The following is a 15,508-nucleotide window of genomic DNA, read 5'->3' as shown; positions in this document are numbered from 1 at the left end:
TTCGCCGTATATCACGAGTCCTGGCTGACATATTGAGATGGGGGCGGAAACGCTGGTACGGCTCCGCCTCCGCCGTGGATCCAGAAAGTCTGGTTGATCCGAATGGATACCTCACACCTCGTACAGCACGCAGGCGCCGCCGGCAGCCTGTTTGCGTCGATCTTCGTGGTTGCGACGCTCTCGATGCGGACGATGATCCCGCTACGGGTCTTTGCGATCCTGACCAATGTCGTTTTGATCGCGACCGCTATTCCGACCCACAACTATGCGGTCTTGGCGCTTCACGGCGTGCTGCTGCCGTTGAACAGCTACCGCCTGCATCAGATGCTGCAGCTGGTTCGTGACGTGAAGCGGTCGGTCAACAGCGATCTGTCGATGGAATGGCTCAAGCCGTTCATGACCGAGCGGAAATGCACCGCCGGCGAAGTGTTGTTCTACAAGGACGAGAAGGCGGACAGCATGTATTACATCGTCAGTGGCCGCTTTCGCCTGGTCGAATCCGGCATCGTGCTGCCGGTTGGCGCCATCGTCGGCGAGTTCGGCATGATCTCGCCCTCCAACACGCGGACACAGACGCTGGAATGCGACGAGGACGGCTTGATCCTCTCGGTCAGCTATGACCAGGTCGAGCAGCTCTACGTGCAGAACCCCGCCTTCGCCTTCTATTTCCTGCGGCTCGCGAGCGCGCGATTGTTCCAGAACATCGAAACCCTGGAGCGACGCTTGGCCCAGCAGACCGCCGCGGCCGCTGTGACCGTGAAGTCGGCCTGATCGGGAGGCTGGTGCGGCTGTGACGAGCATTCTCTCCTCACTGCGTTACCTGCTTGCCGATGTTCTCGGCGATGACGATGCGCCCGTACCATTCCTGCCCGAGAATCTGCCCGAGGCTGCGGCGGCCATCGTCGCGGAAGGCGTTCATCTGCTGATCGACTATCAGGGGCCGAGCTATGCCCAGCTCTATGTCGATCGCGTCAAGCGCTTCATCGGTCGGCCGCATGTCGATGCGGCTCTGCTGTGCGAGATCGCGCGCCTGCTCGCGCTGCGGATGGCCTATGAGGATTTGATCCGGATCGCGCAGCTCAAGCTGACGGCAATGGAAACGGGCCATGCGGCCCGAGCTCACGCCGCCGCAGAGGTGCGGCGGTTTCGACTCGACGAATTGGTCGGCGTGCTGCCGAAGTTCGCCGCGGATTCGCTGATGAGCACGTTCGAGAAGATCGGCTGGTTGCGCCGGAGGCGCGTATCGGTCCGCTTTTCGACCGCCTCCAAACGGGCAGTCGGCCGGTTGAAGCTTTTCGCCGGGCTCAAGCGGTGGCGACTGCAGTCGGTGCGATACGCCGAGGAGCGGATTTGGGTCGAGCGCTGGCTCCACATGATTGCCCGCTGCTTGGATAAGCAGCCAGCCTCGGCCGCCGCGGTCGTTGAAACTGCGACCATGATCCAGGGGCAGGGCGACGCCTACTGGCAGGGCCTCGCCGATTGGCACGCAATCGTCGGAGGGCTGGCCAAGCCGACCTTCGATGGCGGGTTGCCGCTTGCCGATCTCGCCGAGGCGATCGCGGAAGCGCGGGCGGCGGCGATGCCCGATCCCCGTCAGGCCTCGCTCAAGCGCACCATCGCCCAGATCCGGGCGCGGACTCTCGCAGACCATCCCGGCGCTAAGGCCGCCGAATGAAGCTGCGACGAGGTCGCAGTCCGGGGCTGGCGTATTCCGGCAGTATCCAATTTCGCAATCCTCCAGATGGCGAGACCAATTTTCTAGAGAGCGAGCACGCGGACCGTCTTCTGATCGTGCGATGCACAAATTTACCCTATGGACGGGCCGGTGCAGCGAGGTCGGCTGCTGAGTTCCCTTTTTCGTGCAAATTTGCATCAGAGATGTCATAAATGCAGCACACGCGTCGAACTGGCCGGCCTTCGAACCGATGCCGCTGAACGCCTCCCGTTCCCGGTGCGTCCAAGGTGAGTCGTAGCGAGAGCGTCAGCTTTGTCTTTTCCCTCTTTGTCGTCGTCGGTTCCGCTCGGTGCGCTGCTCGGCTGGATGCTGCTGCTCACCTTCAAGCACATCATCGGCGATTTCGTCCTGCAGAACGCCTGGATGGCCCACGGCAAGGATCAGAGAAAGGGCTGGGCTCTGCCGCTCCTGGTGCACTGCCTGATCCACCTTGCCGTCGCACTGGCTCTCATCCTGATCGTTGCGCCAAGATTCTGGTTCGTCGCCTTCGTCGACTTCGTCATCCACATCACCATCGATCGCGCCAAGGGCATCTGTTCGTCCCATTTCGGTATGACGCTGGAGCATCCCTGGTTTTGGACCCTGATCGGGGTCGATCAGGCGTTGCATCACCTGACCGGGTTCGGACTGTCGATTTTCATGGCTGCGAACGGCTGATCCGGCTCATAAACGGGTCGCCGCGCAGCGATCGACGCTGTGTCAATGGTCTCCGTACAACTACTGGCCATCGTGGTTAATCCTTCGTTAGCGATTCCCATGCAATCTGCGCATGAGGGGATCGACCGATGTTTCCAAACCGCGACGCGTTTGACGAGTCCTGCCCGGTCGGCGAGGAACTGCTGGGCGAGATGTATCGCGCCAATGAGAACGGCCTGCCGGCACTGGTCGACAGCGTGTCAGGTGACGTAAGGGCGATGCTGGCGCTGTTCTGCTACCGGCGAAGCCATCTGCATTCGCTGGCCCTCGCGATCGCCGCAAGCTGCAGCGAGCGCGACCTGCTGCAATGTGGCGGAAGGGTCGGCGGCGTGCTCTACGCCCAATCGCGCGACAGCAAGGGTTTGCGCGCGGGCGCCGCCTCGGGCGGTCGCAAGCCGATCTCGCTCTCGACCAAGCCTCTCTCGGTCCTCGCTCCCCTGGATGACGATCTCGACGATGATCTGGCGCCGGCCGCAGGCTGATCGGCCAGCCCACGTCACGTGAGCCCTTCCTGCGCAAGACCTCGGTGAACGGTTCCGGCTGGGCGAGCCGGTGCGTGATCAGAGCTTCGACAGGCCGTATTTTCGGCGCGCCATGTTGCATTCGGGATCGCCGGGCATGCAGGTGCGGCACACCTCCGGCCGCAACGCATAGATGCCGCAGGCGGTGGCTTCGCCGATCGTCCCCTGCAGCGCCGCGCAGCGATTGCCGTCACAGCGCATGCCCGACAGCCGCGCGTTGACGAACGCCGCCGGAATCAGATCCAGCGCAGCATCCTCCTCGATCGTGAAGCGCGGCCAGTTCTCCGAATAGGCGCAGCAGGCGCCGCAGGCCTGGCACGGGCTCGCCGTGGAAGCTTGCAGGTCAGACATCCTTTGGTGCCTCCCAGACCAGGCTGCGCCGCCATTTCGCGCGCAACGCCTCGCGTCTTTCAGGGTATCTCTGGTCGAGATAATCCGCCTCGACCACCCGGTCGGTCCGGAAGCTGCGGAAGTCGCGCCGCAACTCGCACCAGGCGGCGAGAATGCGCACCGCCTCGTGATAGCCGATCGCGATCGGCCAGATCGTGCGCTCGCTGTGGCGGCCCTGCTCGTCACAATAGCGCAGCGCGATCTTCTTGCCCTCGTGAATCTGGGTGCGCGTGCGCGCCATGTCGATGCGGTCGGGCTCGCGGGCCCAGGGTGGCCGCGCGCGGCTTGCGGGTTCCAGCACGAACGGCCGCAGCCGCTCCGGCACGGTGTCCGCGATCTTGGCCATCAGGTCCTCGGCGGCGCGCGCCAGCACCGGGTCGGCATGTCCGATCACCCATTGTGCACCGAGCACGGCCGCCTCGATCTCGTCCGGCGTCAGCATCAAGGGCGGCAGGTCGAAACCCTTCTCAAGAATATAGCCCATCCCCGCTTCGCCGCGGATCGGCACACGCTGGCCGATCAGGGTTGCGATGTCGCGATAGATGGTGCGTTTCGATGTCTCCAGTTCGGCCGCGATCGCGTCCGCGGTCAGCGGGTTTCGCGATCGTCGCAGCACTTGAATGATCTGAAACAGCCGGTCGGCGCGTCTCATGGCTCGTCCTGCGCAGGCTCCCTGATGCTGACAGCATGTTGGCAGCAGCTGGGTTTTATACCGAGCTCATGCTGCAATTGAAGGGGTGATATCGATGATGATGGCTTATGGCCTGGGACTTTGGACGGCGCTACAGCCGCTGCTGACACCATGGTGGCAGCAGGGTCTCGATAGCGTTCGGCGGCTGTTGAAGAAATCGGGAGCGCTTCGATGATCACGCTGTTTGGCTTGGGCGCAGGCTTCAGCCTGCCGGAGATCAGCCCCTTCGTCACCAAGACGGAGGTGCAGTTGAAGATGGCGGGCCTCGCCTATCGCAAGCAGCGGGCGATGCCGCCGTCCTCGCCGAAGGGACAGTTGCCGTTCATCGAGGACGACGGCGAACTGATCGCGGATTCGACCTTCATCCGCGCCCATCTCGAGCGCAAATACGCGATCGACTTCGATGACGGCTACGATACGGCGGCCCGTGCGCAGGCCTGGGCGTTCGAGCGCATGCTCGAGCACCATATCTATTTCGGGCTGGTCGGCGCGCGCTGGGTCGATCCGGTGAACTTCGCCAAGGGGCCGTCGCATTTCTTCGACGGCGCGCCCGACGACAGGCGCGAGCGGCTGCGCGAGGACGCGCAATTCCGGGTTGCCGAGAACTACCTGATCTCGGGGCTCGGCCGCCATGCGCCCGGCGATGATGTCGAGCTCGCCGCGCGCTCGGTGCGTGCGCTGTCGGTTCAACTCGGCGACAAGCCCTATCTGCTGGGCGACAGGCCGTGCGGCACCGATGCAACCGCATTTGCAATGCTGGCCGGCCTGCTGACGCCGTACTTCGAATCGGAGCTGCGCCGGCGCACCGAAGGCTTCGCCAACCTCGCAGCCTATGTCGAGCGGATGATGGCGCAGTACTATCCGGAGTTTGCGTGGCGCACGGCGGCGGAAGCGGCCTGATCAAAACGTCGTCGCCGGCTGGCCCTTCAATCGGGTCAGCTCGGCCTCGAGCTCTGCGATACGGGCGTCGCGAGCGGCCAGTGCTGCCGCGACATCGGCCGCGTCGAATTTTTGTGGAATGTGCTGCGGGCAATTGGTGTCCCATGCCGATATCGTGAACAGGATCGCCTGTTCCGACCGCGCCTTGTAGCCCTGTGGCATGAGGCTGCGGACCAGCGCCGGATCGTCCTCGATCGCGCGCGCCTCGCCCCAGATCTTCACGCGCCTTCGGTGCGCGTAGTCCATGATGAAGATGTGCGCCTTGGGGTTTTCCGACAGGTTGCCCTGCGTGATGTATTGCCGGTTGCCGCTGTAGTCGGCAAAGCCGAGCGTGCGCGCATCGAGCACCTTGAGGAAGCCCTTCGGCCCGCCGCGATGCTGAATTGAGGGCTGGCCGTCCGCCGAGGCGGTCGAAAGATAGAAGCTCGTGGTTTCGGCGAGGAACGCGGCCAGATCGGGATCGATCGCGGTGCGCCAGCCGCGGCCCTGCTCGACATGCGCATAGGTCTCGCGCGAGCCCTTTCGCGTCTGGATCGCCTTCACCGCCGGTGAGAAGGCCACGTCACTCGGATAGATCAGGGTATCCGTCATTGGAGTTGCTCCTTGACCGGACCGGTCGTCCGGCCCGCCTCCCTTCGGAAAATGGTCGGCGCAGTCCTCTGAAACAATCCATCCGCTTGACACTTCATCGTTGCCGGATATGCAATAATCCGCATGGACCGGATCGACGCCATGCAGGCCTTCGTCACCGTGGCCGAGCTTCAGGGCTTTGCGCCGGCGGCGCGAAAACTCCGGCTTTCGCCGTCGGCGGTGACACGGCTGGTGGCAGCGCTCGAAAAGCATCTCGGCGCGCGGCTGATGCAGCGGACCACGCGCTCGGTGGCGCTGACCGATGCCGGCCGCCGCTACCTGGAACGCGCCCGGCGCATTCTTGCCGATATCGAAGAGGCGGAGCTTGCGGCCGAAGGCGAGCGCCAGAAGCCGAGCGGGCGGCTGGTGGTGTCAGCCCCGGTCGGTTTCGGCCGGCTTCACGTCGGCCCGGTGATGAGCGCTTATCTCAAGCGCTATCGCGAGGTCGCGGGTGAGTTGCGGCTGGAGGATCGCGTCGTCAACCTGGTCGAGGACGGCGTCGACCTTGCGGTCCGCATCGGCCAGCTGCCGGATTCCTCGCTGGTCGCCCGCCACGTGGGAGAGATGCGCCGGATCGTCGTCGGCTCGCCCGCCTATCTGAAAGCGCGCGGCGAGCCGCGGTCGCCGGAGGCGCTGGCTGAACACCAGACGATCCAGTTCGGGCCTGCGTCGGATTGGCGCTTCGTGAAAGATGGTCACCAGTTGCGCGTGCCGACCGTGCCGCGCTTCGTCACCAACAATGCCGACGTGGCGGTCCAATATGCGGAAGCCGGCGGTGGGTTGACGCGCGTGCTGGCCTATCAGGCGGCAGATGCGATCCGGCGCGGCCGGCTTCGAATCGTGCTGGCGAAGTTCGAACAGCCCAAGCTGCCGATCCACATCGTCTATCCGACCTCGCGGCTGTTGTCGGCGAAAGTGCGCGCCTTCATCGATCTCGTCACCGAAACCTGCGACTGGCGCTTCGGCTGAACCTCTCACACCCTCTTCGGCACCACGCGGAAGCTGCCGTTCGCACGCGCGATTATGGTCTCATCCGCCTTGATCAGGCTCTGCGCGAAGCAGATGGTCTGGCCGGTCTTGATCACGTCGCTCTCCACCGCCAGCCATTGCCCGGTCTGCGCGCTGCCGACATAGTCGACCGCAAGATTGATCGTCACCAGCGACACCTCCCATCCGAGCGCCTGGGCGCAGCTATAGCCCATCGCATTATCGGCGAGCGACGCGATCAGCCCGCCATGAATCAGGCCGCGCGCGTTGGTGTGCGGTGTGGCAAGCCTGAGTCCCAGGATGACGGCCTTCTCCGTCTTGCGCGCGTAGAGCGGCTCCCAAGGATCGGTGAACGGGCTCTTGCGGAAATGCGGTTCGAATCCCGGCGGGATCGCCTCGAAACTCATATGCGTCTTCCCCGGCTCTGTCGGTTGCCCGCATTGAACGCCAGCTGTGCGCGGTTTGCACCGCCTACAAAGTTTTAAACGGCTTTTGCGTCACGCCGTCTTCCGCTTGATACTTTGGGTTGTCCGCCGCCAACGGTGCGTTCAGAGCGCGCGGTTGCGCCTGCAACTTTCTTCGCATTCCCTGCATCTGGCGATGCTATAGCTTGGCCTCGCCGGGCAGTCGCGCGCGATGCCGCGGCGCTTGCATTGATGTTTATATCATATAACAATGAACCAAAGGGCCCTCGAAGGCCCGGCATGAGGAGACGATCTCGATGAGGAAGGCGCTTTTGGCGTTGTGGCTTGCTGCCGCCGTGACGCCCGCGTTCGGGCAGGAAAAGACGTTCGATCTGAAGATTTCGCACTGGGTTCCGGCCTCCCATCCGCTGCAGAAATCGCTGGAAGACTGGGCTGCGGCGGTCGAAAAGGCCTCCGGCGGCACCATCAAGTCCAAGGTGTTTCCGGCCCAGCAGCTCGGCAAGGCCTTCGACCATTATGACATGGCGCGCGACGGCATCGCCGACGTCACTTACGTCAATCCCGGCTATCAGCCTGGCCGTTTCCCGATCGTCGGCGCCGGCGAACTGCCGTTCCTGGTCTCGGACGCCAAGGGCGGCTCCGAAGGGCTGGATGCGTGGTACCGCAAATATGCCGAGAAGGAGATGAAGGACGTCAAATACTGTCTCGCCTTCGTCCATACCCCGTCGTCGCTGCACACAAGGACCAAGAAGGTCTTGGTGCCCGAGGACATCAAGGGCATGAAGATCCGCCCGGCGGACGCGACGATCGCGAACTTCGTCACCCAGCTCGGCGGGACCAATGTGCAGTCCTCGGCGCCCGAGGTGCGCGACATCATCGAGCGAGGCGTCGCCGATGGCGTCTTCTTCCCCGCAGGTTCGCTGGTGCTGTTCGGCGTCGACAAGGTCACCAAGTATCACATCGACGCGCCGATGTACGTCACGACCTTCGTGTTTGTCATGAACAAGGACAAATACAACCAGATGTCGGACCGCCAGAAGAAGGCGATCGACGACAACTGTACCACCGAGATGGCCGGCAAGGTCGGCGCGCATTGGGGACAGTTCGAGGACGCCGGCGTCGACAAGATCAAGGCCGAGTCCGGTCAGGAGGTCTACAAGCTGACGCCCGAGCAGACCGCGCTGTGGAAGAAGGCCTCCGAGCCGCTGTTCAAGACCTGGGCCGACGGCGTCAAGAAGACCGGCGTCGATGCCGATGCGGCCATGGCCGAGCTGAAGGCCTCGCTCGCCAAGTACAACGCGCTGGCGCAATAGAGCACGCAGGTCCCAGATCATCCGTCCTTCGAGACGCCCGCCTCCGGCGGGCTCCTCAGGACGAGGGCCGAGTTCCGGGCGAATCTAAGATCCTCATGGTGAGGAGCGCCGCTCGCGGCGCGTCTCGAACCATGAGGCCCGAGACGATCGAACCTCCCGCATCCGCCTTTCCTCTTTCGAGCTGCGGCGGACGGGAGCGGAAAGACAGGGGCCATCCGCTTGCTACGCAACAGCTCGCGAACGAACTTCTAAGGACGGTGCATGCCTGACGCACGGATAGAGATGTCATGAATCGCGCTGTGATGGACCGGATCATCGACGGGATCGAGTGGATCGCCGCGTTCTTCGTCGGCATCGTCGCGCTCGACATCTTCCTGTCGGTGCTGCTGCGCAACACCTTGAACTACTCGATCCCGGACTCGTTCGATATCGGGCGCATGCTGCTCGGCATCCTCATCTTCTGGGGCATTGCTGCGACCTCGTATCGCGGCACGCACATCACGGTGGATCTGGTCTGGGGCAATGTCGGGCCGCGCTATCAGCGCTGGATCGACATCTTTGCGACCCTCGTGCTGCTGTTCGTGGTGACGGTGCAGACCTATACGCTGTTCGACAAGGTGCGCGGCACCTATCAGGACAACGTGCTGACCTTCGACCTGCACATGCCGACCTGGCCGTTCTTCGCGATCGCCTGGATCGGCGACGTCTCGGCGGTGCTGCTGATCGCGATCAGGACCTATCGGCTGATCTTCCATCCCGAGGACATCCATGACCCCAAGGTCAAGGTGACGGAGTAAGTCTTGATGAGCACGGATGCGGTCGCCCTCATCGGCTTCGTATCGCTGTTTGCGCTGATGCTGTTGCGCGTGCCGGTGGGCATGGCGATGGGGCTCGTCGGCGTCTCCGGCTTCGGTTATCTCGTTTCAGGTCCCGCCGCGCTCAAGCTGGTCGGCCAGACCTCGATGCGCACGGTGACGGATTACACCTTCGGTGTGATCCCGATGTTCCTGCTGATGGGGACCTTCGTCTCCAATTCCGGCATGAGCCGCGAGCTGTTCCGTGCCGCCAACGGCTTCGTCGGGCACATGCGCGGCGGGCTCGGCATCGCCACCGTGGCCGCCTGCGGCGGCTTTGCCGCGATCTGCGGCTCGTCGGTCGCGACCGCCGCCACCTTCTCCGCGGTCGCCTATCCGGAAATGCGCCGCTTCGGCTATCCGCAATCCTTCGCCACCGGCGTGATCGCGGCCGGCGGCACCTTGGGCGCGATGCTGCCGCCGTCGACGGTGCTGGCGGTCTACGGCATCATTACCGAGCAGGACATCGGCAAGCTGTTCATCGCCGGCATCATTCCGGGCCTGCTCGCGATGAGCATGTATATGATCACGATCGCGGTGATCGGTCGCGTCATGCCCGGCTTTCTGCCCAAGGGCGAGTCGCTGCCCTGGCGCAAGCGCTTCCAGGGTTTGCGCGACATCTGGGCGCCGGTGCTGTTGTTCCTGTTCGTCATCGGCGGCCTCTATGGCCTGCCGTTCCTGCCGCGCTTCACGCCGACCGAAGCCGGCGGCGTCGGCGCCACCGGCGCGTTCATCATCGGCGTCGTCACCGGGAGGCTCGACAAGGACAAGATCCTGGCCTCGCTGCTGCAGGCGACCCGCACCGCGGCCGCCGTGTTCACGGTGCTGATCGGCGCGTTGATCTTCGGCTATTTCCTCACGGTGACGCAGACGCCGCAGAAGGTGACGGAGTTCCTCACCGGCTTAGGGCTCGGGCCATACGGCGTGCTGGCACTGATCATGGTGATGTATCTCGTCCTCGGCTGCCTGATGGATGCTATGGCGATGATCATCCTGACCGTGCCGATCATCTTCCCGGTGATCCAGCATCTCGGCTTCGATCCGATCTGGTTCGGCGTCATCATCGTGATGACGGTCGAGCTTGGCCTGATCCATCCGCCGGTCGGCATGAACGTGTTCGTGATCAAGAGCGTGGTGAAGGACGTGTCGTTCTCCACGATCTTCAAGGGTGTGCTGCCTTTCGTCGTCACCGACCTGATCCGGCTGGTGATCCTGATCGCCTTTCCGCTGCTCGCCACCTGGTTGCCGCAACAGATGATGGCCCGCTGATGACACCCGTGCTGCAGACGAAATACGTCTTCACCATCACCGCGCGGATCGGCCAAGTCACCTCCGCCGGCGAGATCGGCACTGGCGTCAGGCGGATCATCCCGATCACGGGCGGCGAGGTGAAGGGCCCGGGTCTGGATGGCGCAGGCATTTGGGGCAACGTCTGCGCCTTCGGCGCCGACTTCCAGATCATTCGGCCCAACGAGCTGATCGAGCTCGAGGCCAAATACGCCTTCGAGACCGAGGACGGTGCGATCGTCTACGTCGAGAACCGCGGCATCCGCTTCGGGCCGGTCGAGCTGCTGCAGAAGCTCAAGCGCGGCGAGCCGGTCGATCCCGCCCGGATCTATTTCCGCACCACGCCGCGTTTCGAGACCGGCCACGAGAAATATCGCTGGCTGATGCAGCACCTCTTCGTCGCCTCGGCCGCCCGCCACGCCGACCGCGTGGTGGTCGATGTGCATGTGGTGTTATGAAGGCGAAGGCTGCCTCCGTCATTGCGACGCGGTCACGCGCCGAAATCTCATCCGCTATGCCCGACCAAGCGGACCCAGGAGAGCTGTCGCCAATTCGCTCGTAGTGAACAACCGAACCTTGACCTAAATCAACGGTCCATCGCGGACGGTGCCCACAATAGCGCCATGCCTCCTCATGGCCATCAATGTCCGCTCATTTCGATAGCCCCTTCGTCGTCTTCGCGATTGCGCTGATTGCACAAGCCGTCGCCGCCTACGCCGGCGACTTCCTTCGCAAGCGCGCCGTTTCCTTCAAGCAAGGCGAGCGTCACGATTTCAACACCGTGCAGGCTGCTACGCTGACGCTGCTGGCTCTCATCATCGGATTTACGTTCTCGATGGCGGTCAACAGGTACGATCAGCGCAAGGCGTTGGAGGAGGCGGAAGCAAATGCCATCGGCACCGAATATCTGCGCGCCGATCTGTTGCTCCCGGACGGCCGTGTGCGCGCGCGCACCATGTTGAGAAGATATCTCGAGCTGCGCATTGCCTTCTACGAGCAGAGCGATGAAGCCGGCATCGACCAGCAGACCGTGCAGGTGCAGGACCAACTTTGGGCTCTGGTCGCGCTGGCAGCAGCGAGCCAGCCGACACCGACGACGGCGCTGGCGATTTCCGGCATGAACGACGTCCTCAACGCGCAGGGATATACGCAGGCGGCCTGGTGGAATCGAATACCCGTCGGGGCATGGGCAATGATGGCGCTCATGGCAATCTGCTGCAACTTGCTGGTGGGGTACGGCGAACGCCGACAAGGGGAGCTCCTCCTGTTTGTCTTGCCGGTCGTGGTCTCCGTTTCGCTGTTCCTCATCGCAGATATCGACAGCCCAAGCGGCGGCGTCATTCGCGTGCGTCCTCATAATCTTCTAGCCATCGCGCAAATCGTCAAGGCGAACTAGCCGCGGCACGAGGCAATCCGGGATGCATGTGGTGCTGTAGGCGCAAGGCCGCGGCTACGCCGCCGTCATCGCGGGACGCGCTCACGCGCTGAATCTCTCCGCTGCGTCCGACCAAGCTTACCTCATGAGAGCTGTCGCTACTTCGCTAAAGGCCACAAACGAACGTCGGCAGAGCCGTGCCTAGAGGTCAGCCAGGTGCCATAGCCGGAAGTAATCGACTCAATTCTCTTGGCCGCTAAAACGTCGATTGATCTCCATCAACGTTCTGGCCGCCAAATATCACGATATTTGCAATCCACTGGGAGCACCATGGGAAGGAGATACGACGTGAAACAAGCCCTAGCGATATTGGCTGCAATCGCGTTCATGGCCGCGAATGTATCATCTGCGTTCAGTCAGACGGCCCCGGCCACTAAGACGGACACGAAAAGCGGAAAGAAGAGCTCCAACGCCGGCACAACGGCCCCGACCGGTTCCAGCCAAACGAAGAAGTAAAGACGGCGGTGCTCCTGATCGGCGTTCGGGATCAACCTATCGGGAAGACAAATTGAGCTTTGGTAGATGTAGTCCGTAGGGTGGGCAAAGCGAAGCGTGCCCACCGCCACGCAGCGCGCTCGATCGGTGGTGGGCACGGCGCGTTCGCGCCTTTGCCCACCCTACGGACTATTTCCAGCCATATGCGATAGCCCTGCCCGCAACGGGGAGGGGAGCTAACCGTGATCGCGGGAAGGGTCGAGCCGTTCCCGAAGATATGCTCTTTGGCCTCCGCAGGAGAAGACGAAATTGCAGTCGCCAACCGCGTGGTGGTCGATGTGCATGTGGTGTTGTAGACGCAAGGGCGCAGGCACGCTCCCGTCACCCCGGGGACGCCCTCACGCGGCGGAAACTTCGTCCGCAATGCCCGACTCAGCAGATCTCACGAGGGTTGTCGCTCATTCGCTATTGAGCCATGAGCGGACCATGACCGCCCTGTGTCTCATTGCGCTTGGGGGCCGTCTGGTTATTGATCCATCGCAACAGGGGTTGGTCAGAGGCTTACTAACTAATCTCCATCGCGAGGCGATGCACGCCCCCCTCACATCAGCGCGCCAGCCTTAGGATGGATTTTGATGCTCCGCTTGCGCACGCTCGACGCTCCGACACCGTTTCTCTTTTTCACCGGCAAGGGCGGTGTCGGCAAGACCTCGCTGGCGTGTGCTACTGCCATCGGTCTCGCCGATCGTGGTTTGCGTATCCTCCTGGTCAGCACCGATCCTGCATCGAACCTGGACGAGATGCTGGAGATCAGCCTAACCGATAGCCCGCTGTCGGTGCCGCACGTGGCTGGGCTCTTCGCGATGAACATTGACCCGGAGGCAGCAGCCGAGAGCTATCGAACCCGCGTGCTCGAGCAACTCGGGCCAGCGGCTACTCTTGAGGAGAAATCGACTGTTCGCGAGCAACTTTCCGGCGCTTGCACCACTGAGATCGCCGCCTTCGATGAGTTCGTAGGACTGCTGGATGGCGATATGACGGGCTTCGACCATATCGTTTTCGATACGGCCCCGACCGGACACACGTTGCGGCTTCTTAGCCTGCCAAAGGCATGGACCGGCTTTCTGAAAGACAATGATCGAGGGGCATCCTGCCTCGGCCCACATTCAGGGTTGAAGATGCAGGAGGATCGCTTTCGCCAGGCACTTCAGGCACTGGGCGATCCCAAGCGGACGACCATCGTCCTCGTCACCCGGGCCGATCGCGGGGCGATACGCGAGGCGGCCAGAACTTCGGGCGAGCTCGATGCGCTCAATCTCTCGAACCAGACACTCGCCGTCAACGGGCGCTTTCGTGCCACGGACCGAACCGATGCCGTGGCAGTTGCCCTTGAGCGGGATCAGGACGAGGCTCTCGCCGCGATGCCAGCGTCGCTGACGAAACTACCGCGCGACGAAATCCCATTGTTTGGCTTTGATATCGTGGGTCTGACGGCCCTTAGGGCGGTGTTGTCGGCATCCAGTGCATCGCCTCCGATGACGGCCAGCGCGCCGGATGCCGAGCCGGTTGACCTGCCAGGTCTCGACCGGTTGGTCGATGAGATCTCCCGGGGCAAGCATGGCCTCATCATGGTCATGGGCAAGGGAGGCGTCGGAAAGACGACGATTGCCGCTGCCATCGCCGTGGGGCTCGCCAAGCGCGGGCATGCCGTCCACCTCAGCACGACCGATCCTGCAGCCCACGTCACTTTCGTCGTCGAGGGAGTGATGCCGGGCCTCACCGTGGATCGGATTGATCCTCGCGTTGAGACGGAACGCTATGTCGCGAAAATATTGGCGAGCCGTGGCCGCGACCTAGACGAACAGGGCAGGGCGCTGCTTCTTGAGGACCTGGCTTCGCCATGCACTGAGGAAGTCGCAGTGTTCCATGCCTTCTCCCACATTGTCGCGGAGGCACGAAGCGCGTTTGTGGTGCTCGATACGGCTCCGACAGGCCACACCCTGCTCTTGCTCGATGCGACCGGTGCTTATCATCGCCAGATGACAAGCCAACTGGACCCAAGCGGACCGGGGCGTATCGTTACGCCGCTGATGAGGCTGCAAGATCCTGCCCTCACCCGGGTGGTCCTGGTGACCTTGCCCGAGACAACTCCAGTTTCAGAGGCCGCTGCTCTTCAGGAGGACTTGCGGCGCGCCGGCGTCGAGCCGTTCGGTTGGGTCATCAACAAATGCCTCGTAGGTTCGGGAACTCACGATCCCTTGCTGCGGATGCGGCTCGCGAGAGAGAGGATACAGATTGCTCGTGTTCAGAATGGACTGGCAAAACGAGCATTCATGATCGGCTGGCGAAGCAAGCCTCCTATCGGTGTGAAGGAGCTTGAGGCGTTGTCATGATCGACTCCGATTCCCTCAATGGCCGGCACAAGCTCGCGATGGCGATGAGGAAGCTCCGGCGCGAATGGGCAAGGCGCCATATGCGGTTGCCCTGCGACTGAAGGGGCGAGGCTGCGCGCCAATGGGCCCGTACCGTGGCCTGGATTGCTTCGCTTCGCTCGCAATGACGGGACCTGGCTCCCGCCTGTCGGGCGAATCACCTCGCCAATTTTGTGGGAAGTCATTGCCGGCGACGCCGTTGAGAAGCGAGAAATTGCCTGCGCGGAAAAGCTCATTTTGTAAGCGCTCTCAATGCATGGCGATGCGCGCCGTCCAATCGACGTAATTTTCAACTTTCGTTTTTCCAGAAATCGTGCATCATGCCTTTCATCCCGCCTCGACGAGAGGGGCGTTGCGCGCGATCGTCACGACACGCGGGGCGGGGAGCGATGGCCGCGATGATGCCGCAGCGCGTGTTTGGCGCGCCGACGAACGGCAGCTTGCGGACGTGAAGTCGTAGCGTCCTGACACCCCGACGCTGGTGTCCCGCGCAACGCGCGTCAGCGCGTTGTCGCGAATGGTGGCCAGAAAGCCCGGCGCACCAGGGAGACTACGTATAAGCGTGAAGACCATCGCGCAGGGAAGGCCGGGTTGTCTCGGCTGAGCCTGTGGTACCTGCCGCCTGCATTTTTTTCTGCAGGCGGGCCGCGGGCGCCAGCCGGCGCCCGGCCTTCCCCATAGGCGTTAAGGTAGCGCGAGCATCGATTGATACTTGCGTTTTCGAGGAGGCTCGCGAAG

At 62.9% G+C, this 15,508-nt stretch carries 16 protein-coding genes; 12 read left to right on the top strand and 4 right to left on the bottom strand.

Features of this window, described 5'->3' with window-relative positions; all coding sequences use genetic code 11:
- Nucleotides 1-102 precede the first annotated feature (102 nt).
- The 4 genes from QX071_RS00080 (at nucleotide 103) to QX071_RS00065 (ending at nucleotide 2,913) form a co-directional block, all read left to right on the top strand.
- Nucleotides 103-771, top strand: coding sequence for a cyclic nucleotide-binding domain-containing protein (locus QX071_RS00080; RefSeq protein WP_315702869.1), 669 nt, complete (start codon nucleotides 103-105; stop codon nucleotides 769-771).
- Nucleotides 772-790: 19 nt separating this feature from the next.
- Nucleotides 791-1,675 (top strand): DUF6537 domain-containing protein, encoded by an 885-nt coding sequence (locus tag QX071_RS00075; protein WP_315702870.1) that lies wholly within the window; start codon nucleotides 791-793, stop codon nucleotides 1,673-1,675.
- A gap of 366 nt (nucleotides 1,676-2,041) precedes the next feature.
- Nucleotides 2,042-2,392: a DUF3307 domain-containing protein gene (locus QX071_RS00070; protein WP_315703189.1), complete on the top strand. Its 351-nt coding sequence runs from the start codon at nucleotides 2,042-2,044 to the stop codon at nucleotides 2,390-2,392.
- Nucleotides 2,393-2,520: 128 nt separating this feature from the next.
- Nucleotides 2,521-2,913, top strand: coding sequence for a hypothetical protein (locus tag QX071_RS00065; RefSeq protein WP_315702871.1), 393 nt, complete (start codon nucleotides 2,521-2,523; stop codon nucleotides 2,911-2,913).
- Between the two features lie 78 nt (nucleotides 2,914-2,991).
- Here the strand turns inward: QX071_RS00065 and QX071_RS00060 are convergent, their stop codons facing one another.
- On the bottom strand, nucleotides 2,992-3,303 hold the full coding sequence (locus QX071_RS00060) for a YkgJ family cysteine cluster protein (RefSeq protein WP_315702872.1): 312 nt from the start codon (nucleotides 3,301-3,303) through the stop codon (nucleotides 2,992-2,994).
- On the bottom strand, nucleotides 3,296-3,994 hold the full coding sequence (locus QX071_RS00055; RefSeq protein WP_315702873.1) for a YafY family protein: 699 nt from the start codon (nucleotides 3,992-3,994) through the stop codon (nucleotides 3,296-3,298). Before QX071_RS00055 ends, QX071_RS00060 begins: the two co-directional genes overlap by 8 nt.
- 210 nt (nucleotides 3,995-4,204) lie before the next feature.
- Between QX071_RS00055 and QX071_RS00050 the strand changes: the two genes are divergently transcribed.
- The gene (locus QX071_RS00050) at nucleotides 4,205-4,933 is read left to right on the top strand and encodes a glutathione S-transferase family protein (RefSeq protein ID WP_315702874.1); all 729 of its coding nucleotides are present in this window, start codon (nucleotides 4,205-4,207) and stop codon (nucleotides 4,931-4,933) included.
- Here QX071_RS00050 and QX071_RS00045 read toward each other — a convergent pair whose 3' ends face one another.
- Entirely contained in the window at nucleotides 4,934-5,563 is a 630-nt protein-coding gene (locus QX071_RS00045) for a pyridoxamine 5'-phosphate oxidase family protein (protein WP_315702875.1), read from the bottom strand.
- A gap of 123 nt (nucleotides 5,564-5,686) precedes the next feature.
- On the opposite strand from QX071_RS00045, the gene QX071_RS00040 reads away from it, so the two are divergent.
- The gene (locus tag QX071_RS00040; protein ID WP_315702876.1) at nucleotides 5,687-6,571 is read left to right on the top strand and encodes a LysR family transcriptional regulator; all 885 of its coding nucleotides are present in this window, start codon (nucleotides 5,687-5,689) and stop codon (nucleotides 6,569-6,571) included.
- Between the two features lie 5 nt (nucleotides 6,572-6,576).
- Here the strand turns inward: QX071_RS00040 and QX071_RS00035 are convergent, their stop codons facing one another.
- On the bottom strand, nucleotides 6,577-6,996 hold the full coding sequence (locus tag QX071_RS00035) for a PaaI family thioesterase (RefSeq protein WP_315702877.1): 420 nt from the start codon (nucleotides 6,994-6,996) through the stop codon (nucleotides 6,577-6,579).
- A 314-nt stretch (nucleotides 6,997-7,310) separates the two neighbouring features.
- Between QX071_RS00035 and QX071_RS00030 the strand changes: the two genes are divergently transcribed.
- From QX071_RS00030 to arsA, 6 genes are all read left to right on the top strand, one after another.
- Complete coding sequence (locus tag QX071_RS00030) at nucleotides 7,311-8,327, top strand: TRAP transporter substrate-binding protein (RefSeq protein WP_315702878.1); 1,017 nt, start codon at nucleotides 7,311-7,313, stop codon at nucleotides 8,325-8,327.
- 287 nt (nucleotides 8,328-8,614) lie between these two features.
- Nucleotides 8,615-9,124, top strand: a complete 510-nt coding sequence (locus QX071_RS00025) for a TRAP transporter small permease (RefSeq protein ID WP_315702879.1) — start codon at nucleotides 8,615-8,617, stop codon at nucleotides 9,122-9,124.
- A 6-nt stretch (nucleotides 9,125-9,130) separates the two neighbouring features.
- Entirely contained in the window at nucleotides 9,131-10,450 is a 1,320-nt protein-coding gene (locus QX071_RS00020; RefSeq protein WP_315702880.1) for a TRAP transporter permease, read from the top strand.
- Nucleotides 10,450-10,926, top strand: coding sequence for a DUF3237 domain-containing protein (locus QX071_RS00015; protein WP_315702881.1), 477 nt, complete (start codon nucleotides 10,450-10,452; stop codon nucleotides 10,924-10,926). The genes QX071_RS00020 and QX071_RS00015 overlap by 1 nt, the downstream gene beginning before the upstream one ends.
- Before the next feature lie 185 nt (nucleotides 10,927-11,111).
- Nucleotides 11,112-11,864: a hypothetical protein gene (locus QX071_RS00010; RefSeq protein WP_315702882.1), complete on the top strand. Its 753-nt coding sequence runs from the start codon at nucleotides 11,112-11,114 to the stop codon at nucleotides 11,862-11,864.
- 1,109 nt (nucleotides 11,865-12,973) lie between these two features.
- Nucleotides 12,974-14,731 (top strand): arsenical pump-driving ATPase, encoded by a 1,758-nt coding sequence (arsA, locus tag QX071_RS00005; RefSeq protein ID WP_315702883.1) that lies wholly within the window; start codon nucleotides 12,974-12,976, stop codon nucleotides 14,729-14,731.
- Nucleotides 14,732-15,508: the final 777 nt, after the last annotated feature.

The organism is Bradyrhizobium sp. SZCCHNS1022 (assembly GCF_032484835.1).
In the GTDB taxonomy this organism is placed as follows: Bacteria; Pseudomonadota; Alphaproteobacteria; order Rhizobiales; family Xanthobacteraceae; genus Bradyrhizobium.
This window is presented reverse-complemented; position numbering and strand designations above follow the sequence as displayed.

Bases quoted from the DNA above. Each gene is read 5' to 3' on its own strand.
- QX071_RS00060 (WP_315702872.1), bottom strand. From the start codon at position 3,303: ATGTCTGACCTGCAAGCTTCCACGGCGAGCCCGTGCCAGGCCTGCGGC.
- QX071_RS00020 (WP_315702880.1), top strand. From the start codon at position 9,131: ATGAGCACGGATGCGGTCGCCCTCATCGGCTTCGTATCGCTGTTTGCG.
- QX071_RS00015 (WP_315702881.1), top strand. From the start codon at position 10,450: ATGACACCCGTGCTGCAGACGAAATACGTCTTCACCATCACCGCGCGG.
- QX071_RS00010 (WP_315702882.1), top strand. From the start codon at position 11,112: ATGTCCGCTCATTTCGATAGCCCCTTCGTCGTCTTCGCGATTGCGCTG.
- QX071_RS00080 (WP_315702869.1), top strand. From the start codon at position 103: ATGGATACCTCACACCTCGTACAGCACGCAGGCGCCGCCGGCAGCCTG.
- QX071_RS00030 (WP_315702878.1), top strand. From the start codon at position 7,311: ATGAGGAAGGCGCTTTTGGCGTTGTGGCTTGCTGCCGCCGTGACGCCC.
- QX071_RS00040 (WP_315702876.1), top strand. From the start codon at position 5,687: ATGGACCGGATCGACGCCATGCAGGCCTTCGTCACCGTGGCCGAGCTT.
- QX071_RS00045 (WP_315702875.1), bottom strand. From the start codon at position 5,563: ATGACGGATACCCTGATCTATCCGAGTGACGTGGCCTTCTCACCGGCG.
- QX071_RS00035 (WP_315702877.1), bottom strand. From the start codon at position 6,996: ATGAGTTTCGAGGCGATCCCGCCGGGATTCGAACCGCATTTCCGCAAG.
- QX071_RS00050 (WP_315702874.1), top strand. From the start codon at position 4,205: ATGATCACGCTGTTTGGCTTGGGCGCAGGCTTCAGCCTGCCGGAGATC.
- arsA (WP_315702883.1), top strand. From the start codon at position 12,974: ATGCTCCGCTTGCGCACGCTCGACGCTCCGACACCGTTTCTCTTTTTC.
- QX071_RS00025 (WP_315702879.1), top strand. From the start codon at position 8,615: ATGAATCGCGCTGTGATGGACCGGATCATCGACGGGATCGAGTGGATC.
- QX071_RS00055 (WP_315702873.1), bottom strand. From the start codon at position 3,994: ATGAGACGCGCCGACCGGCTGTTTCAGATCATTCAAGTGCTGCGACGA.
- QX071_RS00065 (WP_315702871.1), top strand. From the start codon at position 2,521: ATGTTTCCAAACCGCGACGCGTTTGACGAGTCCTGCCCGGTCGGCGAG.
- QX071_RS00070 (WP_315703189.1), top strand. From the start codon at position 2,042: ATGCTGCTGCTCACCTTCAAGCACATCATCGGCGATTTCGTCCTGCAG.